A 20088-nucleotide genomic window follows, 5' to 3' on the forward strand; every position below is an offset into this window, starting at 1 on the left:
GGCACGCCCGCGCCGCCGTCGGGCCCGCCCGCCGGCGGTCCCGGGATGCCTCCGCCCCCGCCCCCGGCGGGGCTGTACGGCGGCACTCCGCCCGGTGGCGTGCCGGCGCCGCCGGCCGGGGGTGGGGACAGCTACGTCCCGACCCAGCTCGCCCCGTCGCTGAACCTCCCGCCCCGGGGCCCCGGCGCCCCGGGCGGGCCCGCCGTGCCCCCGCCGCCGCCCGCACCCCAGCCGCAGGCCCCGCACCCGCAGCAGGTCCCGCCGCAGGCCGCCGCGCCCGGCGTGCCCACGGTCGGCCCCGGCTACATGGCCGTGCTCCGCTACCGCGGCCCGGACGGCTCGGAGCAGCAGATCATCCAGCGCTCCACGCTGGGCCTGCCGCACCCGGAGTGGCAGATCCTGCAGGAGGTCCGGCGCCTGAACGTGCCGCCGGAGCAGGTGCTGGAGCTGCACACCGAGCTGGAGAGCTGCGACCTGCCCGGCGGCTACTGCCAGCGGATGGTCAAGGAGGCCTGGCCCAACGTCAGGGTGAGCAGCATCGCCCCGTACGGCCGGGACCACGCGGCCCGGCAGCGCGGCGTCCAGCACCTGTTCGAGCACCACGGCGAGCTGCACACCCATGCCGCCGGACCGGCCCCGCAGCGCCCGTTCCGGGTGCCGCTGCCGGCCCCCGGCTCGGTGCAGCCCGCGCCGCCGGTGCCGCCGCAGGCGCTGGCGGACGAGCTGCAGCAGGCCTTCGGCCCGCAGAACGTGTTCCGCTACGAGCCGCAGGCGGTGTCCAGGCAGGGCATTCCCGAGGCCGTCTCGGCCTCGCTGACCTGGGCCGGGCTGCCGGTCGAGTTCGGTCCCTTCTTCTGGGCGCAGGCCCAGCCGGGCCGTCCGATGCCGACGCTGGCCGAGCTGGCCGCCGAGCGCGGTATCGCGGCCCAGCCGGATGCGGGGACCTACCTGGTGCTGGGCAACGACTACGGCCGCCAGCTGTGCGTGCAGTACGGGACGGCGGCGATCGTGGCCGTCGACCTGGGCACGGCCACGCAGCCGGCCGGGGTCGAGGCCCAGCAGCCGCGCTTCGTCAACAGCGGCCTGCCCGAGTTCCTGCGCTGCATGGCGCTGCTGGGCCGGATGTGGCGGTTCCGGTACGGGCTGACCCCGGAGCAGGCGGGCCACTGGACCACCGACTTCCAGGCCCAGCTGGCCGCACTGGACCCGCCGGCGCTGGGCTCGCCGGAGACCTGGTGGGCGGTGCTGCTCGAACAGCTGTGGGACGGACTGCTCTGACACGAAGGCGGCGTCGCCGGGTGTCGGTGTCTCCGTCCGGGTAGGGGACGTGTGCAAAATGGATCGAAATCTGATCATTTTGCTTGCATGGCATTCCACTATCCGGATGAGAGGACCAGCCGATGAGCGACGCCGTCTCTCCGCAGCACGGTTTCACCATGACCAGGCGCGGCTACGACCCGGACCAGGTCGAACGGGCGCTGGCCGAGCTCACCGAGGGCCGTGACCAGGCCTGGGAGCGGCTGTCCGGCCTCGGCAACCGGATGCGCGCGCTGGAGCAGCAGCTGATCGACGCCGCCAAGGCCGCCGAGGAGGCCGAGCCGCCGTCCTTCGCCCACCTCAGCGAACGGGCCGGGCGGCTGCTGGTGATCGCCGAGGAGGAGGCCTCGGCGATCCGGGCCGAGGCGGAGGACTGGATCGACGCCCTCGACGCCGGGGCCCGCGCCGACGGCCAGCAGCTCCGGGCCGAGGCCGACGACCAGGCGGTACGGCTGCGCGCCGCCGCCGACGAGGGCCACCGGCGCGAGCTGGAGCGGGCCCGCTCCCGGGCCGAGGCCGAGCGGGCCGACGCCGACCGTGAGGCCCGCACCCTGCGCGAGGAGGCGGCAGGCTACGCGGGCGGCGTGCGGGACCGGGCTCAGGAGATCGCCGAGACCACCCGCGTCCGGCTGGCGGCGCTGCAGCACCGGGCGGACCAGGAGCTGGCCGCCGCGGAGGCCGCCGCGGTGGCGCAGGAGGAGCAGCTGACCTCCGGCGCCGAGCGCAAGCAGGGCGAGGCCGAACGGCACCGCAAGGCCATGCAGGCCCTGGCCGAGGAGATCGAGGCGGAGGCCGCCACCAGGGTCGAGCGCATCGTCGAGGCCGCCCAGCGCGAGGCCGAGCGGATCGCCGCCGCGGCCCAGCGCGACCAGGCGGCCTTCGCCGAGCGCCGCGACGAGCTGCAGGCCCATCTCGACCACATCCGCACCACCCTGACCGCCCTCACCGGGGCGGTGGACGCCCCGGCCGACCCCGACGGCAGCGAGGGCGCGACCGCCGAGGTTCCGCTCCCGGCAGCGGTCGAGGCAGCTGACGGGGCAGCGGCCGAGGCGGAGGCAGAGACGGCGGTGCTGGAGGCGGTCCAGGTCGAGACGGCGGAGCTGCCGACCGAGGAACTCAGGGCCGCGGCGGACGAGAGCTGAGCGTGCTCCGGCCGGTGTCCGTCCGGGGGCGTACCCTGGGTACCCCCGGTGCGCAACGCGTTCCGGGTGCTTCGCGTTGCCCACGGCTGAGACCCGCTGAGAGAAGTCCATGAGCCTGACCGGCCTGCTTGACGTCGTCGTCGCCGACCCCGCCCTCGCGGAGGCGGCACGGTCCGCCCTCGCCGGGGACCGCCGCCACCTGGACCTGGTCGGTCCGCCCGCCGCCCGCCCGTTCGCGGTCGCGGCGCTCGCGCGCGCCCTGGCCGAGGAGGCCAGGGGCAGCCGAGGGCGGCCCGTCCTCGCCGTCACCGCCACCGGCCGGGAGGCCGAGGACCTGGCCGCGGCGCTGGGCTCGCTGCTGCCCCCGGACAGCGTCGCCGAGTTCCCGGCCTGGGAGACGCTGCCGCACGAGCGGCTCTCGCCGCGCTCGGACACCGTCGGCCGCCGGCTCGCGGTGCTGCGCCGGATCGTCCACCCCAGCGCCGACGACCCGTCCGCCGGACCGCTGCAGGTGATCGTCGCCCCGATCCGCAGCGTGCTGCAGCCGCAGGTCAAGGGGTTGGCCGAGCTGGAGCCGGTGAGCCTGAGGGTCCGTCAGGAGGTGGACCTGGAGGACCTCACCCGGCGGCTGGCCGCGGCCGCCTACCAGCGCGTCGAACTGGTGGAGAAGCGCGGCGAGTTCGCGGTCCGCGGCGGCATCCTGGACGTCTTCCCGCCCACCGAGGAGCACCCGCTGCGGGTGGAGTTCTGGGGCGACGAGGTCGAGGAGATTCGTTACTTCAAGGTCGCCGACCAGCGCTCGCTGGAGGTGGCCCAGCACGGCCTGTGGGCCCCGCCCTGCCGCGAGCTGCTGCTCACCGAGCCGGTCCGGGCCCGCGCCGCCGAGCTCGCCGCCGACCACCCGGAGCTGGCCGACATCCTGGACCGGATCGCCCAGGGCATCGCCGTGGAGGGCATGGAGTCGCTGGCCCCGGTGCTGGTCGACGACATGGAACTGCTGGTGGACGTGTTGCCGCAGGGCAGCGTCGCGGTGGTCTGCGACCCCGAGCGGGTCCGCACCAGGGCCGCCGACCTGGTCGCCACCAGCGAGGAGTTCCTGCACGCCTCCTGGGTGGCCGCCGCCTCCGGCGGGGACCGCCCGCTGGACGTGGGCGCCGCCTCGCTGTGGTCCATCGCCGACATCCGCGAGCACGCCGCCGAGATCGGGCTGCCCTGGTGGTCGGTCAGCCCCTTCGCCGCCGACGACGAGGTGCTGACCGGCCCCGACGTGCTGCACCTGGACCTGCACCCGGCCGAGGCCTACCGCGGCGACACCGCCCGCGCCATCGCCGACGCCAAGGGCCGGCTGGCCGACGGCTGGCGGGTGGTGCTGGTCACCGAGGGCAAGGGCCCGGCCTCCCGGATCGCCGAGATGCTGGCCGGCGAGGGCATCGGCGCCCGGCTCACCCCCGACCTGGTCGGTCTCCCTGACCCGGACGTGGTGCACGTGGCCTGCGGCTCGATCGAGTACGGCCTGTACTCCGAGGGCCTCAGACTGCACCTGGTCACCGAGACCGACCTGGCCGGGCAGAAGTCCTCCACCAAGGACATGCGCCGGATGCCCTCGGCCCGCCGCAACGGCATCGACCCGCTGGCCCTGCAGGCCGGCGACTACGTGGTGCACGAGGCCCACGGCGTCGGCCGCTACGTCGAGATGGTGCAGCGCACCGTCCAGGGCGCCACCCGCGAGTACCTGGTGCTGGAGTACGCCCCGGCCAAGAAGGGCCAGCCCGGCGACCGGCTGTTCGTCCCCACCGACCAGCTGGAGCAGGTCACCAAGTACGTCGGCGGCGAGGCCCCCTCGCTGCACCGGCTCGGCGGCGCCGACTGGACCAAGACCAAGTCCCGGGCCAAGAAGGCGGTCAAGGAGATCGCCGGTGACCTGATCCGGCTCTACTCGGCGCGGATGGCCGCCCCCGGGCACGCCTTCGGCCCGGACACCCCCTGGCAGCGCGAGCTGGAGGACGCCTTCCCCTACGCGGAGACCCCGGACCAGCTGAGCACCATCGCCGAGGTCAAGTCCGACATGGAGAAGACCGTCCCGATGGACCGTCTGATCTGCGGCGACGTCGGCTACGGCAAGACCGAGATCGCGGTCAGGGCCGCCTTCAAGGCGGTCCAGGACGGCAAGCAGGTCGCCGTCCTGGTGCCGACCACGCTGCTGGTGCAGCAGCACTTCTCCACCTTCTCCGAGCGCTACGCCAACTTCCCGGTGGTGGTGAAGGCCCTCTCCCGGTTCCAGAGCGACAGCGAGGCCAAGGCCGTGCTGGAGGGCCTGCGCGAGGGCAGCGTGGACATCGTCATCGGCACCCACCGGCTGTTCTCGGCCGAGACCAGGTTCAAGGACCTGGGCCTGGTCATCGTGGACGAGGAGCAGCGCTTCGGCGTCGAGCACAAGGAGCAGCTGAAGAAGCTGCGGGCCAACGTCGACGTGCTGACCATGTCGGCCACCCCGATCCCGCGCACCCTGGAGATGGCGGTCACCGGCATCCGCGAGATGTCCACCATCACCACCCCGCCCGAGGAGCGGCACCCGGTGCTGACCTTCGTCGGCGCCTACGACGAGAAGCAGATCTCCGCCGCGATCCGGCGCGAGCTGCTGCGCGAGGGCCAGGTCTTCTACATCCACAACCGGGTCGAGTCCATCGACAAGGCCGCGGCCAAGCTCAAGGAGCTGGTCCCGGAGGCCCGGATCGCCACCGCGCACGGGCAGATGGGGGAGACCGCGCTGGAGCAGGTGGTGGTCGACTTCTGGGAGAAGGAGTTCGACGTCCTGGTCTCCACCACCATCGTGGAGTCCGGTATCGACATCTCCAACGCCAACACCCTGATCGTGGAGCGCGGCGACACCTTCGGCCTGTCCCAGCTGCACCAGCTGCGCGGCCGGGTCGGCCGGGGCCGCGAGCGCGGCTACGCCTACATGCTCTACCCGCCGGAGAAGCCGCTCACCGAGACCGCGCACGAGCGGCTGGCCACCATCGCCCAGCACACCGAGATGGGCGCGGGCATGTACGTCGCGATGAAGGACCTGGAGATCCGCGGCGCGGGCAACCTGCTCGGCGGCGAGCAGTCCGGCCACATCGCCGGCGTCGGCTTCGACCTCTACATCCGCATGGTCGGCGAGGCCGTCGCCGAGTACCGCGAGAACGTGGACGGGTCGGGGGAGCCGGAGGAGGAGCCGCTGGACGTCAAGATCGAGCTCCCGGTCGACGCCCACGTCCCGCACGACTACGCCCCGGGAGAGCGGCTGCGGTTGCAGGCCTACCGGTCCATCGCCTCGGTCAACTCCGAGGACGACATCGCCGCGGTCCGCGCCGAACTCGTCGACCGCTACGGCAAGCTCCCCGAACCGGTGGAGAACCTGCTGCTGGTCGCCGGCCTGCGGCTGTTCGCCCGCCGCTGCGGGATCTCCGACATCACCCTGCAGGGCCAGAACATCCGCTTCGGCCCGGTCGAACTGCGCGAGTCGCAGGAGCTCAGGCTCCAGCGGATCTACCCGCGCAGCCAGGTCAAGGCCTCCACCAAGCTCCTCCTCGTCCCCCGCCCCAGCACCGGCAAGATCGGCGGCAAACCGGTCGTCGGCCGAGAACTCCTCACCTGGTGCACCGAATTCCTGACCACGGTGCTGCAGTAGGTTTTTAGGGGCGCGGGGAACTGCGCAAACCCCAGCCACCGCCGAGCCGCACCAACCCAAGGACCCGCACCATGCTCCTAGGCCTGATCATGGCCCTCACCGCCGCCGCCTGTTTCGGCGTGGCCATGGTGCTGCAAGCCCTCGGCGCCCAACGCCACCAGTCCACTCCGGGCGAGGGCCTCCTCGGCACGGCCAAGGCCATGCTCAACCTCCCCTTCGCCGCAGGCCTCCTGCTGGACTGCTTCGGCTTCGTCGCCCAGCTGATCGCGCTGCGCTCGCTCCCCCTGTACGTCGTGCAGGCGGCCCTCGCCGGAGCCCTCGCGGTCACCGCAGTGCTGGGTGCGGCGATGCTCAAGATCCGACTGGGCCGGGCCGAGTGGGCCGGTGTCGCCGGCGTCTGCGTCGGCCTCGCCGTTCTGGGTGCGACGGCTGGCGCCGAGGGGCACCGGCAGCCGTCCGAGGCCTTCCACTGGGCCCTCCTCGCCGCTGTGGCCGCCCTCGCGGCCGTCGGCGGACTCGCCTGGAAGCTGCGCGAGCCGCGCCGCGCCGCCGTCATGGGCACCCTCTGCGGGCTGGGCTTCGGCGTGGTCGGCCTGGCGGTCCGGGTCCTCCCCTCGGTGCACGGCCTGGACCTGGTCCCGCTGCTCAAGGAGCCGGCGACCTACGCCCTGCTGGCCGGCGGCGCCGTCTCCTTCGCCTACATGACCGAAGGCGTCCGTGGCGGCCGGGTCACCACCGCCACCGCGGCGATGGTGCTCGGCGAGACCGCACTGCCCGCCGTCCTCGGCGTGGTGCTGCTGGGCGACGGCACCCGGCACGGGCTGATGCCGCTCGCCGTCGCCGGGTTCGCCGTCGCCGTCGCCGGCGCCCTGGCGCTGGCCCGCTTCGGCGAGGTCGCCCCGGTGGAGGGGGCCGCCGATCCGGCGCACGCGGAGCAGCCCGCGGACCGGGCGACCCCGGTCAGCTGACGTTCCACTGGCCGGTCTGGTCGGCCATCCCGCTGTCCAGGCCGAACTGGATCTGGGTGATCTTCGCGCCGGTCGGCACCTGGAAGGTGATGAAGCCGAGGCCGCTGCTGCCGGAGGCGATGTTCACGGCGCTGGGGAAGCTCGCGCCGGCCTTGGTGTCGCTGAAGTCCGCCTCGTACGACTGGCCCGCGCTGTCCACCAGCTTGGCGCCGTTGGATGGGGAGTCGCTGTAGGCCTTGCTGCCGGTGTCCTTGATCCGGAACTGCACGGCGTAGAAGCGCTTGCCGCTCTCTGGAGCGGTGAACTCGTCGGCGCCCTTGGGGCGGTCGACCACCTTGACCACGGTGACGTCGGCCTTCTCCCCCTCGAAGCCGCTGAGCGCGATGGTGTCGCCGACCTTCGCGGCCGCCTTCGCCGCCGCCTTGGCGGTGGCGCCGCCGCCCGTGCTGCCGGTCGAGCCGGATCCGGTGGACTTCGCCGAGGTGGCGACGGTGCTGCTCGGCATCGAGCAGGCGGTGCCGGTGGCCAGGATCAGCCCGCCTGTGAACACGGCAATGGCCGTCCTGCGCTGCTTGCTGCTCTGAACTCGCATGGTGAACCCCCTGGTTGACGGTCCAGACCGGCACCCGCCGGGCTGTTGGCACAACTAAAGCAGGCGCTGTGTACGTCGTCAACCACTCATCTCGAAATGGCATTGTTCACAGCTCCGACCGGGGTTCGTTATGCTCACGTTCACAGCAGCAGGGGAAGCAGGAGGCACGGATGCCGGACCAGGAGCACCGCGCTCAGGTGAGCGCGGTGGAGATCGCCCGGCTGGCCGGCGTCGGACGCGCCGCCGTGAGCAACTGGCGCCGGCGCCACGCCGACTTCCCGCGCCCCGTCGGCGGCACCGAGAGCAGCCCGGCGTTCTCCCTGGCCGAGGTCGAGGGCTGGCTCCGCTCCCAGGGCAAGATCGTCGAACTCCCGCTGCGGGAACGTGTGCGCGGGCGCATCGAGCTGCTGCGCGACCCGGCCGGCTCGCCCGCGGCGCCGCTGGTCCCGGCCCTGGCCCTGCTGCTCCTGCTGCAGCGCGACCCGGCCGCCCGGCAGCTGCCGGCCCCCGGCGACGACCTCCGCGTCGCCGCCGAACTGCCTGCCGCACTGCAGGAACAGGCGGTGCGGACGCTGGGGACCGAGGGCGCGCGGCTGCTGCGGCTCCCCGCCCTGCTCGGCAGCACCCAGGTGGAGCTGTGCCGGCTGCTGGCCGAGCTCGCCGAGGAGCGCGGCATCGCGCACACCGCGTCCGAGCTGGTCGGCGCCCTGGGCGAGACCGCGGGCCGCCAGGGTGCCAACGTCCCCGCGCCGCTGGCCGGGTTGCTCGCCGAACTGGCCCGCGCGGCCGGCGGCGGGACCGGCGCCTACCTCGATCCGGCCTGCGGCAACGGAGCACTGCTGCTGGAGGCCGCACGGCGCGGTGCCACCGCGCTGCACGGGCAGGAGGCGGACCAGGACCTGGCGGCCGTGGCCCTGCTCCGGCTGGCGCTGGACGCACCCGCCGACCGGCCGGTCCCGCTGCCGTTCACCGTCGCGGCCGGCGACGCGCTGCGCGCCGACGCCGGTCCCGAACTGCGCGCGGACGCCGTGCTGAGCAGGCCGCCGTTCAACGAACGCAACTGGGGTGCGGAGGAGCTCGGCTACGACCCGCGCTGGGAGTACGGCCTCCCTGCCCGCGCCGAGTCCGAACTCGCCTGGGTGCAGCATGCGTTGGCCCGGGTCAGGGCGGGCGGCCCGGCCGTGCTGCTGCTCCCGGGGGCCGTCGCGGCCCGGCGTTCGGGCCGCAGGATCCGGGCCGAACTGCTGCGCAGGGGAGCGCTCAGGGCCGTCGCCGCGCTTCCGGTCGGCATCGCCGCACCGTATGCGGCCGCCCTGCACATCTGGGTGCTGCGCCGTCCGGTCCCGGGCGAGCCCCCGCCGGTCCGGGTGCTGCTGGTCGACGCCGGGGGCGGCTCCGCGAGCGGCTCCGGGGCCCTCGACGGGGTGCTGGAGGCCTGGACGGCCTTCGACGGCGCGGCCGACGCGGATCCCGTCGAACAGCCGGGGCGCTACCGGGCCGTCCCGATCGTCGACCTGCTGGACGACGAGACCGACCTGACCCCGGCCCGGCACCTCCCGCAGCGACCGGCCGACGCCCACCGCACCCTGACGGAGGCTCAGCAGCAACTCGACGGTCTGCTGGACGCGCTGACGCCGCTGCGGGGGAGTCTGCCCGGGCACCGCCCCGGCGCCGACGACGGCTCGCACCGCGCCGCGCCCACGATCGCCGAGCTGATCCGCGCGGGCGCGGTGGAACTGCCGCCCGAGGGCGAGCCGCCGCAGCCCGGGGACGTGGTCGTGCTGCTCGGGGCGGGGGGCCGGGTCGACGTCCAGGAGGAGCCGGTGGGGGAGTCGGCCGGGGGCCGGGCCATTGCGGAGGCCACCGCGCCGGCGCTGCTGCTGCGTCCGGACCCGACCGTGCTGGACCCGTGGTTCCTGGCCGGCTTCGTCGAGGCGACGGTCCGCTCCGAACGGGCCGGGGGCGGTACGGCCGTCTCCTCCTCGTTCACGGCCGGCGCCGGGTCGACGACCTCGTCCGCCGCGCTGCCGGCGGGCAGCTCCAGCACCCTCTCCGCCGCCGCCTCGGCCGCCACCCGCAGGGACGTCCGCAGGACCCGGGTGCCCCGGCTGCCGCTGGCCGAACAGGCAAGCTACGCCCGGCCGTTCCGGCAGCTGGCGGTGTTCCGGCGGAACCTGCTGGAGGCCGCTGACCTCGGCGACCGGCTGACCCTGGGCATCCTCTCCGGCCTGGTGGACGGGAGCCTGGCGCCGGAACAGTGACCACCCCGCGGTGACCAGGAACCGAGGAACCGGGCGGGCCGTCCGCCGTCGGCGGTAGCGTGTGCTCAGCATCGCCCACCCGCGGCATCCGGAGCACTACATGGCAGCGATACCTCCTGGTCAGGCACCACGCTGGCATGCCGGGACGGTGCTGCTCGCGCTGGTGCCCGTGGTCAGCTGCGGACTGCTGGCCTTCGCCCCGGCGGCCTACCTCGCGGTGCTGCGGCGCAATGCGGCCAGCTGGGTGGCGCTGGGAGTCATCGCGGCCATGAGCGGCTTCGAGATGTACCTGAGCGAGACCGCGCCCAAGAACGGTCCCAGCGCGGCCGCGGGGGCGTTCTTCCTGCTGACCATGACCGCCCCGGTCGGGCACTTCGTGCTCAGCCTGCGCCACTGGCAGCGGCAGACCGCCTGGGACGCCGCCGCGGTGGCACAGCCAGCGGCGTACCCGCCGGTCCCGCCGTCCTACGGCCCCAACCCGTACCAGCAGCAGCCGCAGCCCTACCAGCAGCCCTATCAGGTAGCCCAGCCCTACCAGGTGCAGCCGCCGGTTCCGGTGCAGCCGAACCCGCTGTCGTACGACCGTCCCGCGCCGGCCACCGAGGACGTCGGCGCCGAACTGCGCAAGCTCAGCGAGCGGCTCCGCGGGGAGCCCGGGCAGTGACCCCGGCGCAGCGCGTCGTCGCCGAGCGCTACCGGCTGGACAGCCTGATCGGCAAGGGCGGCATGGGCCAGGTCTGGGCCGGCACCGACCTGCGCCTGGGCCGCCGGGTCGCGGTCAAGCTGCTCCGCGACGACCTGGTCTCCTCCACCACCGGCGCCGCCGTGACCAGTTCGCTGGACCTGGCGGACCAGCAGGCCAGGTTCACCCGGGAGTGCCGGATCACCGCACGGCTCGACCACCCGGGCCTGGTCACGGTGTTCGACGCGGGCAGCGACGGCAGGCACCACTTCCTGGTGATGCAACTGCTGGACGGGATGACGCTGGCCGATCTGATCGCCGAGAACGACGACCTGCCCTACTCCTGGGCCGTCTCGGTGGCGGCCCAGCTCTGCGCGGCCCTGGCCACGGTCCACGCCGTGCCCGCGGTCCACCGCGACCTCAAGCCCGGCAATGTGATGGTCCGTCCGGACGGCCGGGTGGTGCTGCTGGACCTGGGCATCGCCTCCGCCTTCGAACCGGAGCTGAGCACCCTGACCCGGACCGGGCATCCGGTGGGGACGCCCAGCTACATGGCGCCGGAGCAGGCCCTCAGCGGACGGGCCGAGCCGCGCAGCGACCTGTACGCGCTCGGCTGCACCCTCTACGCCATGCTCACCGGGGACGCGCCGTTCCAGGGGCGCACCCCGCTGGCGGTGATGACCCAGCACGTGTCGCAGCCGCCCAGGCCGGTCCGCGAGCTGCGCCCGGACCTCCCCGACGCGCTGGAGCAGCTGGTCACCCGGCTGCTGGCCAAGGACCCCGCCGACCGGCCGGCCTCCGCCCAGGAGGTCTACCGGCTGCTGCTGCCGCTGCTCCCACGTTCCAGCACCGACTCCGCCGCCGCGCTGCGGGCCGGCGTCCAGCCGGATCCGTCCCGTCCGTTCCGGCACCCGGCGGCGCCCCCGCCGGGGCCGGGCGCGGGCCCGGGGGCGGGTTCGGCGCCGGAGGGTCCCGCACCGGCTGAGGCGGCCCGGCTGGCCTCCGGCCTCTACGAGGCGCGCCGCTACGGCGAGGCGGCCGCGCTGCTCGCCTCGGCCGTGCCCAGGGCCGCGGCCGAGCACGGCAGCACCGCCGCCCCGGTGCGCGACCTGCGCCGACTGCACGCCCGGGTGCTGATGGACGATCAGCAGTACCGCCGGGCCCACGAGGAGTACGACCTGCTGGCCCGGGCCTACGCGGCCGAGCGCGGCCCGGACGCGGTCGAGGCGCTGGAGTGCGCGGCGAGTGCGGCGGAGTGCCTGGCGCACTCCGGCAACGCGGTGGGCGCGCTCGCCGAGTGCCGCGCGGTGCTGGCCGGCTACGAGCGGCGCCGGATGCAGGGGCTCGCGGTCGAGCCGGAGCGGGTGTTCAGGATCCGGCAGCGGATCGGCGAACTGCTGCTCGCGGCCGATGATCCCGAGGCGGCGCAGGCCGCGCTGCTGCCGCTCTGGCACGAGCTGGAACGCTGCTACGGACCGCACCACGCCAGGGTGGCCGAGGTCGGCGGGCTGCTCGGCGCGGCCCGCTCGGCCGCCGAGGGGCGGGCCGCACGGATGCCCACCGGCTTCGGGCCGCCCCCACCGGCGTGGTGACGCCGCACGGCCGCGACATGCCCACGCCGACCCGGTGACGCCGACCTGGTGACATCGGCCTGGCGCGCTGCCTATCCTCGGTGCTCGGAGCAGTAGCAGACGTATCGTCAGACCCGTACGTGACATGCAGTCGCAGCGCGCCGTAGGCGCCACCGCCGGGAGGCCCCGTGAACCGCCGTCGCACCGCCGCCGCCGTCCTCGCCCTGTGCGCCGCCGGTGCCCTCACGGCCTGCTCCTCGGGGCCGGCCCACCCCGGGGCGGCGGCCGTGGTCGGGAACGACCGGATCACCGTCGCCACCCTGCAGTCGCACGTCTCCGCCTTCCAGAGCGCGGCCGTCGGCGACAGCGCCGCCCAGCAGCAGGCCGGGGTCTCCCAGAAGACGCTGGCCCTGCTGGTGTCGGAGCAGCTGGTGGACCAGGCGCTGGCCAAGGAGGGCAAGTCCGTCACCGAGGGGCAGGTGCAGCAGGTCGAGGCGGCCTACCTGCAGCAGGCCGGCAGCGCGCAGGCGCTGCGGCAGGCAGTGGTGGACAACCTGTTCCTGGCCCCCGCCGACCTGGAGATCTACGCCCACCTCCAGGCCGGGCAGGTGCTGCTGCTGCAGGCGGCCGGGGTGGACCCGAGCTCCAGCACCGCCGACAGCGCGCTGCAGCAGATCGTCGCCAAGGCGAGCGGCGAGATCGGGGTGACCGTCAACCCCCGCTACGGCAGCTGGGACGCCAAGGCCCTCACCCTGGCGGCGGCGGACCAGCCGTGGCTCAAGAAGACGGCGTCCACGACGGCGTAACAGGGTTTTCGGCTGCGGCGTCTGCCTGGCTTGTCGCGCAGTTCCCCGCGCCCCTGGCCAACTGCAACTGAACCACCGTGGGTGAGTTGCAGCCCCGTCAGGGGCGCGGGGAACTGCGCGCCCAGCCAGGCAGACGCCGCAGCCAACAAGAAACGCCCAACCGGTAAGTTCAGGTCGTGGCAGAAAGAGACTTCACCCCCGCCGGACGGCTCGTCCTCCTTTCCAGCACCCACCGCGTCGCCCCCGGCCTGCTCTCCTGGCCCGCCTGGGACACCCTGCGCAGCGCCGACCGGGTCCTGGTCGGCGACCCGGCGCACCCCCAGCTGCCCCCGGTGCGCGCCGCAGGCGTCGCCGTCGAGGTGCTGGACGTACCCGCGTACGCGCTGGCCCGGACCCTGACGGAGGCGGCCTCCGGCCGCACCGCGGTGTGGATCGGCGGTGTGGACGGCGACCCCGGGCTGACCGACGCGCTCGCGCGGATCGCCGTCGAGGGCGGCGGCCCGGCCGCCGGCACCGTCCCGGAGATCGAGCTGCTGCCCGGCTCCTACGACCTGCCCGGGGCCCGGCTGCTCGACCTGGTCGCGGTGATGGACCGGCTGCGGTCGCCCGGCGGCTGCCCCTGGGACGCCGAGCAGACCTCCGAGTCGCTGGTGAAGTACCTGGTGGAGGAGGCGTTCGAGCTGGTCGAGGCGATCGAGGAGGGCGACCGCGAGATGCTCCGCGAGGAGCTCGGGGACGTCCTGCTCCAGGTGATGTTCCACGCCAGGATCGCCGAGGAGGATCCGGAGCAGCCCTTCGGTATCGACGAGGTCGCCGGCGGCATCGTCGACAAGCTGATGTATCGCCATCCCCATGTGTTCGCGGACGTGCACGCCCCCACGGCCGAGCACGTCGAGGCCAACTGGGAGCAGTTGAAGGCCGCCGAGAAGCAGCGCGACTCCGTGGTGGACGGCGTGCCGCTGGCGCAGCCCGCACTCGCGCTGGCCGCCAAGCTGCACTCCCGCGCGGCCAAGGCCGGGCTGGAGCCCGCACGCGCCACGGGCCCGGACATCGGCGACCGGCTGCTCGACCTGGCCGTCCAGGCCCAGCAGCAGGGCCTGGACCCCGAGGCCGAACTGCGCGCCGCGGCCCGCCGCTACCGCGAGGCCATCCGGCAGGCGGAGCAGGGCAGCTGATGCGGCTTCAGCTCACCCCTGACTGGCCGTCGGACCAGGACGGGGCGCACCGGGTGCAGGAGCGGCTGCGTCCGCTGGTCCGCAACCGCCCGCTGCCTGCTCCGCCGCGCACCCTGGCCGGGCTGGACGTCGCCTACGAGGGCGGCCACGGCAGCGCGGAGGACCGGGTGGCGGCGGCCGTGGTCGTCCTGGACGCCCGGACGCTGGAGGTCGTGGACCGGGCCACCGCCGTCGGCACGGCCGGCTTCCCCTACGTCCCCGGGCTCTTCGCCTTCCGCGAGCTGCCGGTGCTGGTCGCCGCGCTGGAGCAGCTGGCGACCACCCCTGACCTGCTGCTCTGCGACGGACAGGGCCTCGCGCATCCGCGCCGCTTCGGCCTGGCCTGCCACCTCGGCGTGCTCACCGGCCTGCCCACCCTCGGCGTCGCCAAGACCCCGCTGCTCGGGAGCTGGGACGAGCCGGGCCCGTCCCGAGGCGACAGCGCCGAGGTCCGGGACGGCGGCGAGGTGGTGGCCCGGATGCTGCGCACCCAGGACGGCGTCAAACCGGTCACCGTCTCCACCGGCCACCTGATCACCCTGGACGACGCCTGCGCCCAGGTCCTGGCAGCAGCCCCCCGCTACCGCCTCCCGGAGACCACCCGCCTCGCCGACCGGCTCTGCCGCGACGCGCTGGCCGCCGCCGACCGGAGTGGTGTCCCCTTGTCTTGAGCAGCGGGCCGTGGTGGCATCGAGCCCATGACCACCCCCTCCGCCGCCACCCCCTCCGCCGGCACCAGCTCTGCTTCCGCCACCGACACCGCGCCGGCCGGCCCCCGCTGGGGCCTGACCTTCCCGCTCGACGGCATCCCGCTGGCCGACCAGCGCCGTCTGGTCGAGGCCCTGCCCGACCTGGGCTTCACCGACCTCTGGTCGATGGAGACGGCCGGCGCCGACGCCTTCACCCCGCTCGCGCTGGCCTCGGTCTGGGCGCCGCAGCTCAACCTGGGCACTGCCATCGTCCCGGTGCACACCCGCGGCCCGGCGCTGCTGGCCATGCAGGCCGCCGCCCTGGCCGAGGCCGCCCCGGGCCGGTTCACCCTCGGCCTCGGCGCCTCCTCGCCGGTCATCGTCCAGGACTGGAACGCTGTCCCGTTCGAGCAGCCGTTCCAGCGCAGCCGTGACATGGTCCGCTTCCTGAAGTCCGCGCTGGCCGGGGAGAAGGTCGACGCCGCCTACGAGACCTTCGCCGTACGCCGCTTCAAGCTGGAGCGGGTCCCCGCGCAGACCCCGCCGGTGCTGCTCGCCGCGCTGCGCCCGGGCATGCTGCGGCTGGCCGCGCAGGAGGCCGACGGCACCATCCTCAACTGGCTCTCCGCCGAGGACGTGACCACCGCCGTCCATGAGTTCGACCAGGCCGGAGGGGCCGGCAAGACCGTCGCGGCCAGGATCTTCACCTGCCCGACCACCGACGCCGACCACGCCAGGGCGCTGGGCCGGCGGCTGATCGCGGGCTACCTCACCGTCCCCGCCTATGCGGCGTTCCACCGCTGGCTCGGCCGCGAGGAGGCGCTCAAGCCGATGTGGGACGCCTGGGCGGCGGGCGACCGCAAGGGCGCCGCCGCGTCCGTGCCCGACGAGGTGGTGGACGCCCTGATCGTCCACGGCGCCCCCGAGCAGGTGCGCGAGCAGTTGCGCCGCTACGCCGCCAACGGCGTGACCGTGCCGGTACCGGCGATCCTGCCGACGCCGGAGATGCTCGACGGCACCGCCACGGCGCGCGACCGCCGCCAGGCGGTCGCGGCAGCGGTCCTCGCCGTCAGCCCAGGCTGAGGCTGCCGGTTCCCGGGTCCACCGCGGAGCCGAGCTTGCCGACCGCGTGGCGCAGGCCGTCCAGCCAGCCGTCGCGGTCGGCGGCCCGGCCCTGCTCGTACTCGGCCACCTCGGGGTGCGGCAGGATCAGGAAGCGCTCGTCGGCCAGGCCCTCGATCACCGCGTCGGCGACCTGCTCCGGCGTCAGCATCCGGCCGAAGGCGCCCAGCACCGCGGCCACCGCCGGGTCCTCGGTCATCGCGGTGCGCACCCCCTGCGGGCACAGCGCGCTGACCTTGATGCCCTGCCCGCCGTAGGCCACCGCGAGCGACTCGGCGAGGGCCACCGCCGCGTGCTTGGTCGCCGTGTAGGCGGCGTCGCCCGGCATCTGCAGCAGCCCGGCGGCGGAGGCGGTGTGCAGCAGGTAGCCCCTGCCCCGCTTCAGCATCCCGGGCAGCACCGCGCGCGCCGCGTAGACGTGCGCCATGACGTTGATCTCCCAGCAGGCCTGCCACAGCTCGTTGGGCGCCTCGATGCCGGCGCCCGAGCCGATGCCGGCGTTGCTGCAGAACAGGTCCACCGGGCCCAGGTGCTTCTCGGCCGTCTCCACCAGGGCCTGGACGTCGCTCTCCCGGGAGACGTCGCTGCCGACGCCCACGGTGTGACAACCCTCACGGTCCAGCGCCAGCGCCAGGTCCTCGACCCGGCCCGCGTCCAGGTCGGCGAGCAGCAGCCCGCGCGCGCCCTCGGCAGCGAAGCGCCGCGCCAGCGCGGACCCTATTCCTCCGGCCGCACCGGTCACCACCACGACGGCTCCGCGTACCTGCATGTCTGCTGCCTTCCTCCCACCGGTCCCCGCACGGACCCGCATACGTTGCCGGTGATCGTAGGCATCCGGCCCGCCACCGCAACAGTGCCCGTCCACGATGCAACCCAACCGCCAGCTAACGTCAAGGAGTGCACAAGCCGCTACCGCCCCCCACCGCCATGCCGGAACTCTTCACCTGGGAGTTCGCCACGAACCCCTATCCGGCGTACGCCTGGCTGCGCGCCCATGCGCCGGTGCACCGCACCACCCTGCCCAGCGGCGTCGAGGCCTGGCTGGTCACCCGCTACGCCGACGCCCGGCAGGCCCTGGCCGACGCGAGGCTCAGCAAGAACCCGGTCAACCACGGCGCCGGCAGCGGCCGCACCGGGATCCCCGGGGAACGCAGCGCCGACCTGATGACCCACCTGCTGAACATCGACCCGCCGGACCACACCCGGCTGCGCCGCCTGGTCTCCAAGGCCTTCACCCCGCGCCGCGTCGCGCTGTTCGAACCGAGGGTCCGCGAGATCACCGACCGCCTGATCGACGGCTTCGCGGGGAAGGGGGAGGCCGACCTGATCCACGACTTCGCCTTCCCGCTCCCCATCTACGCCATCTGCGACCTGCTGGGCGTGCCGGCGGAGGACCAGGACGACTTCCGCGACTGGGCCGGCATGATGATCCGTCACGGCGGCGGCCCGCGGGGTGGCGTCGCCCGGTCGGTCAAGAAGATGCGCAGCTACCTGTCGGAACTGATCCACCGCAAACGCGCCGACCTCGCCGACGACCTGATCTCCGACCTGATCCGCGCCAGCGACCACGGCGAGCACCTCACCGAGAACGAGGCCGCCGCGATGGCCTTCATCCTGCTCTTCGCCGGCTTCGAAACTACAGTGAATTTGATCGGTAATGGGCTATATGCACTACTTGTCCTCCCTCACCAACGGGCCCAACTCCAGTCCTCCATCGCCCTCGGCGAGACCGCCCTCCTGGCCACGGCTGTCGAGGAACTCCTGCGCTACGACGGCCCGGTGGAGCTCGCCACCTGGCGCTACGCCACCACCTCGATCACCCTCGGCGGCCAGTCCGTCGCCGCTGGGGACCCGGTCCTGGTCGTTCTCGCCGCCGCCGACCGCGACCCCGACCGCTTCGACCAGCCCGACCTGCTCGACCTGGCCCGCCGCGACAACCCCCACCTGGGCTTCGGCCACGGCATCCACTACTGCATCGGCGCCCCGCTGGCCCGCCTGGAAGCCCAGTACGCCCTCTCCGCCCTGCTCCAACGCCTCCCCGACCTCACCCTCGCCGCGGACCCGGACGACCTCCGCTGGCGCGGCGGCCTGATCATGCGAGGGCTCCGCCAACTCCCAGTCAACTTCAGTCAGGAGGGCGGAGCGCAGCTGTAACGTCGAACTCTGAGCTCTGGAGGCCGACATGAATGGTTCCCCGAAGACCGCCGTCCAGCGTGTCGCCGACGCGGTGCGCTACTGGTCCGAGCGGCTGGGCGGAGGAGCGCCCCTCCCGTCCCAGGAGGAACTCGCGGAACAGTTCAGCGTCTCCCGCGACACGGTCCAGAGGGCCCTGAAGCTCCTCTCGGAGGAGGGCCTCATCGACTCCATCCGCGGAAGCGGAACCTTTGTCGCCGGGCGCCCGGCGGATGTCGATGCGGACGAGGAGGAACTGGAGCCGGCCATCGTGGTCCTGGGCCCCTACCTGGACGAAGCGCTCCAGGCGCCCCGTGTCACCATCGACTTCTTCGGCTTCACGGCCGAGACTCTCGCCAAGGAACTGACACCGAAGCTGGTCCGTCTGTGGCTCGCAGGATCAACTCCTCCGGAAAGCCTGCACCTCAGGCTCCTGCTTCCCGATCCAGAGCACCTGGCAGTACCACGTGTTGTCGACAATCCCGAGGATCCTCGCCCGCTGGATCGGCTGCGAAGCATCGCAGCACGCTCCATCGACGCTCTGACGCAGTCGGTTGAGGAACTTCGCTCCCGGCAACGCGTGCTTGATGCCAGCCTGGAGATTCGGACGGTGGCGGCCACGACCCCGCAGGTCAAGCTGTACATCATCAACCAGAAGCTGGCCCTGCGCGGCTGGTACAAGGTTCGTCAGGCGCCGGTTCTGTTGCCGGCGCAGGACGGCTCGGGCATGGAGGAGACGGAGATGTACGACTTCATGGGCCTGGAAGCCGTCCTGCTCCGGCAGCGCCCCCACGCCGCCGCCGAGTCCCAGGAGTGGTTCGACTCCCTCTGGTCCACCATCGCGGTGGACTACAAACTGAGCGAGTGACTCTCGAGCATCCACCCCCGCTCTCCGGCTCCGAAGAAGTCGTACGTTGCATCCTGTTCGACTTCGACGGGCCGCTCGTGAGGCTCTTCACCGGCCACTCTGCGGCGCGCGTCGCGAAGGAGGTCCGCACGGATCTGCGCCGCCGATGGGACATCAGATACCGGCCTGTGCGGGGACGGAGCAACTGTCACGGCGCCATCGCGGCATTCCCTGACCTGACCAGGAACCGACAGGACAAGGATGCGATAGAGGCATCTCCGCTCGCACTGATTGCCACGGCCGAACGTCGTGCGGTTCGGGATGCCGCTCCCACGTTCGGAGCCGAGGAACTGGTCCTGCAGTTGCACAAGGACGGCTGGGAGATGGCAATCACCAGCAACAACGCTGACGAGGCCATTCACGACTACCTGGACCAGGACCGCTCGGCGCGCATCAGGCCGGTCTTCGACGGCATGGTGTTCGGGCGCGGGCGGATAGCCGCCATTAAACCGGAGCCCGACTGCGTCAACGAAGCTCTCAAGGCGCTCGGCATAGATGCCAGAAACCACCGTGTGGTTCTCCTGGGGGACTCGGTCTCCGACTACCAGGCCGCCGTCGCTGCCGAGATCGACTTCGTCGGCTACTCCAGGCGCCGCCCCAAGCGCCGCCAGCTGCGCCGCGCCGGTGCGGAGTAGGTGTTCGGGAGCCTGGCCGAGCTCCGAGCGGCACTTGATGCGTAGTCGACGCAGTGCCGCTGGGCACCCGCTCAGGTTCAGAAGTGCAGGTGGATGCTGTGTGCGACGCAGCACACGGCCACTACGGTCAGGAGGCTCTTCAGGCTGACCTCCCCGCCGCTCCCCATCTCGCTGCACAGCAGGATGTTGGGGGCTGCGAACAGCCACCACAGTTCGCTGTTGTGCTGCTGAAGCCGGTAGTTGAGCAGCATCAGCAGCGCCACGTACACCATTTGCCAGCCTGACCTCAGTTTCACCTGGACCACCTCCGGAATCACCCGGCCCCCGTGCCAACTTG

At 73.4% G+C, this 20088-nt stretch carries 17 protein-coding genes; 14 read left to right on the plus strand and 3 right to left on the minus strand.

Annotated elements, in window-relative coordinates:
• The 4 genes from ABUW04_RS28950 to ABUW04_RS28965 form a co-directional block, all read left to right on the plus strand.
• The coding region (locus ABUW04_RS28950) for an SUKH-4 family immunity protein (RefSeq protein WP_380567344.1) at positions 1–1278 on the plus strand (1278 nt) is incomplete at its 5' end.
• Positions 1279–1400: 122 nt separating this feature from the next.
• Positions 1401–2459: a hypothetical protein gene (locus ABUW04_RS28955; protein WP_380567346.1), complete on the plus strand. Its 1059-nt coding sequence runs from the start codon at positions 1401–1403 to the stop codon at positions 2457–2459.
• Between the two features lie 109 nt (positions 2460–2568).
• Positions 2569–6132 (plus strand): transcription-repair coupling factor, encoded by a 3564-nt coding sequence (gene mfd / locus ABUW04_RS28960; protein ID WP_380567348.1) that lies wholly within the window; start codon positions 2569–2571, stop codon positions 6130–6132.
• A 71-nt stretch (positions 6133–6203) separates the two neighbouring features.
• On the plus strand, positions 6204–7100 hold the full coding sequence (locus tag ABUW04_RS28965) for a hypothetical protein (protein WP_380567350.1): 897 nt from the start codon (positions 6204–6206) through the stop codon (positions 7098–7100).
• On the opposite strand, the gene ABUW04_RS28970 is transcribed toward ABUW04_RS28965, so the two are convergent.
• Positions 7093–7692: a DUF4352 domain-containing protein gene (locus ABUW04_RS28970; protein WP_380567351.1), complete on the minus strand. Its 600-nt coding sequence runs from the start codon at positions 7690–7692 to the stop codon at positions 7093–7095. The two genes, ABUW04_RS28965 and ABUW04_RS28970, sit on opposite strands and share 8 nt — an antisense overlap.
• A gap of 170 nt (positions 7693–7862) precedes the next feature.
• On the opposite strand from ABUW04_RS28970, the gene ABUW04_RS28975 reads away from it, so the two are divergent.
• The 7 genes from ABUW04_RS28975 to ABUW04_RS29005 all read left to right on the plus strand — a co-directional run bounded on the left by ABUW04_RS28975 (position 7863) and on the right by ABUW04_RS29005 (position 15998).
• Complete coding sequence (locus ABUW04_RS28975) at positions 7863–9953, plus strand: N-6 DNA methylase (protein ID WP_380567353.1); 2091 nt, start codon at positions 7863–7865, stop codon at positions 9951–9953.
• A 100-nt stretch (positions 9954–10053) separates the two neighbouring features.
• Positions 10054–10617, plus strand: coding sequence for a hypothetical protein (locus tag ABUW04_RS28980; RefSeq protein WP_380567355.1), 564 nt, complete (start codon positions 10054–10056; stop codon positions 10615–10617).
• Positions 10614–12227, plus strand: a complete 1614-nt coding sequence (locus tag ABUW04_RS28985) for a serine/threonine-protein kinase (RefSeq protein WP_380567357.1) — start codon at positions 10614–10616, stop codon at positions 12225–12227. The genes ABUW04_RS28980 and ABUW04_RS28985 overlap by 4 nt, the downstream gene beginning before the upstream one ends.
• 167 nt (positions 12228–12394) lie before the next feature.
• Entirely contained in the window at positions 12395–13012 is a 618-nt protein-coding gene (locus tag ABUW04_RS28990) for a SurA N-terminal domain-containing protein (protein ID WP_037594313.1), read from the plus strand.
• A gap of 176 nt (positions 13013–13188) precedes the next feature.
• Entirely contained in the window at positions 13189–14187 is a 999-nt protein-coding gene (locus ABUW04_RS28995) for a MazG family protein (protein ID WP_380567359.1), read from the plus strand.
• The gene (locus ABUW04_RS29000) at positions 14187–14897 is read left to right on the plus strand and encodes an endonuclease V (protein WP_380567360.1); all 711 of its coding nucleotides are present in this window, start codon (positions 14187–14189) and stop codon (positions 14895–14897) included. The genes ABUW04_RS28995 and ABUW04_RS29000 overlap by 1 nt, the downstream gene beginning before the upstream one ends.
• A gap of 27 nt (positions 14898–14924) precedes the next feature.
• Positions 14925–15998: an LLM class F420-dependent oxidoreductase gene (locus ABUW04_RS29005; RefSeq protein WP_380567361.1), complete on the plus strand. Its 1074-nt coding sequence runs from the start codon at positions 14925–14927 to the stop codon at positions 15996–15998.
• Here the strand turns inward: ABUW04_RS29005 and ABUW04_RS29010 are convergent.
• Positions 15985–16806 (minus strand): SDR family oxidoreductase, encoded by an 822-nt coding sequence (locus tag ABUW04_RS29010; protein WP_380567362.1) that lies wholly within the window; start codon positions 16804–16806, stop codon positions 15985–15987. The genes ABUW04_RS29005 and ABUW04_RS29010 overlap by 14 nt on opposite strands.
• A gap of 158 nt (positions 16807–16964) precedes the next feature.
• Between ABUW04_RS29010 and ABUW04_RS29015 the strand changes: the two genes are divergently transcribed.
• The 3 genes from ABUW04_RS29015 to ABUW04_RS29025 are packed head-to-tail and all read left to right on the plus strand — an operon-like array spanning position 16965 to position 19751.
• Positions 16965–18191 (plus strand): cytochrome P450 family protein, encoded by a 1227-nt coding sequence (locus ABUW04_RS29015; RefSeq protein WP_380567630.1) that lies wholly within the window; start codon positions 16965–16967, stop codon positions 18189–18191.
• A gap of 28 nt (positions 18192–18219) precedes the next feature.
• Complete coding sequence (locus ABUW04_RS29020) at positions 18220–19077, plus strand: GntR family transcriptional regulator (protein WP_380567364.1); 858 nt, start codon at positions 18220–18222, stop codon at positions 19075–19077.
• Positions 19074–19751 (plus strand): HAD family hydrolase, encoded by a 678-nt coding sequence (locus ABUW04_RS29025; protein WP_380567365.1) that lies wholly within the window; start codon positions 19074–19076, stop codon positions 19749–19751. Before ABUW04_RS29020 ends, ABUW04_RS29025 begins: the two co-directional genes overlap by 4 nt.
• 77 nt (positions 19752–19828) lie before the next feature.
• Here the strand turns inward: ABUW04_RS29025 and ABUW04_RS29030 are convergent, their stop codons facing one another.
• On the minus strand, positions 19829–20047 hold the full coding sequence (locus ABUW04_RS29030; protein WP_380567367.1) for a hypothetical protein: 219 nt from the start codon (positions 20045–20047) through the stop codon (positions 19829–19831).
• Positions 20048–20088: the final 41 nt, after the last annotated feature.

Source organism: Streptacidiphilus jeojiensis (assembly GCF_042510965.1).
Classification (GTDB): domain Bacteria; phylum Actinomycetota; class Actinomycetes; order Streptomycetales; family Streptomycetaceae; genus Streptacidiphilus; species Streptacidiphilus jeojiensis.

What these genes read in the sequence shown, in the direction of transcription:
- ABUW04_RS28980 (WP_380567355.1), top strand. Translation starts at nt 10,054, where the DNA reads ATGGCAGCGATACCTCCTGGTCAGGCACCACGCTGGCATGCCGGGACG.
- ABUW04_RS28965 (WP_380567350.1), top strand. Translation starts at nt 6,204, where the DNA reads ATGCTCCTAGGCCTGATCATGGCCCTCACCGCCGCCGCCTGTTTCGGC.
- ABUW04_RS29010 (WP_380567362.1), bottom strand. Translation starts at nt 16,806, where the DNA reads ATGCAGGTACGCGGAGCCGTCGTGGTGGTGACCGGTGCGGCCGGAGGA.
- mfd (WP_380567348.1), top strand. Translation starts at nt 2,569, where the DNA reads ATGAGCCTGACCGGCCTGCTTGACGTCGTCGTCGCCGACCCCGCCCTC.
- ABUW04_RS28970 (WP_380567351.1), bottom strand. Translation starts at nt 7,692, where the DNA reads ATGCGAGTTCAGAGCAGCAAGCAGCGCAGGACGGCCATTGCCGTGTTC.
- ABUW04_RS29000 (WP_380567360.1), top strand. Translation starts at nt 14,187, where the DNA reads ATGCGGCTTCAGCTCACCCCTGACTGGCCGTCGGACCAGGACGGGGCG.
- ABUW04_RS29015 (WP_380567630.1), top strand. Translation starts at nt 16,965, where the DNA reads ATGCCGGAACTCTTCACCTGGGAGTTCGCCACGAACCCCTATCCGGCG.
- ABUW04_RS29020 (WP_380567364.1), top strand. Translation starts at nt 18,220, where the DNA reads ATGAATGGTTCCCCGAAGACCGCCGTCCAGCGTGTCGCCGACGCGGTG.
- ABUW04_RS28955 (WP_380567346.1), top strand. Translation starts at nt 1,401, where the DNA reads ATGAGCGACGCCGTCTCTCCGCAGCACGGTTTCACCATGACCAGGCGC.
- ABUW04_RS29005 (WP_380567361.1), top strand. Translation starts at nt 14,925, where the DNA reads ATGACCACCCCCTCCGCCGCCACCCCCTCCGCCGGCACCAGCTCTGCT.
- ABUW04_RS28975 (WP_380567353.1), top strand. Translation starts at nt 7,863, where the DNA reads ATGCCGGACCAGGAGCACCGCGCTCAGGTGAGCGCGGTGGAGATCGCC.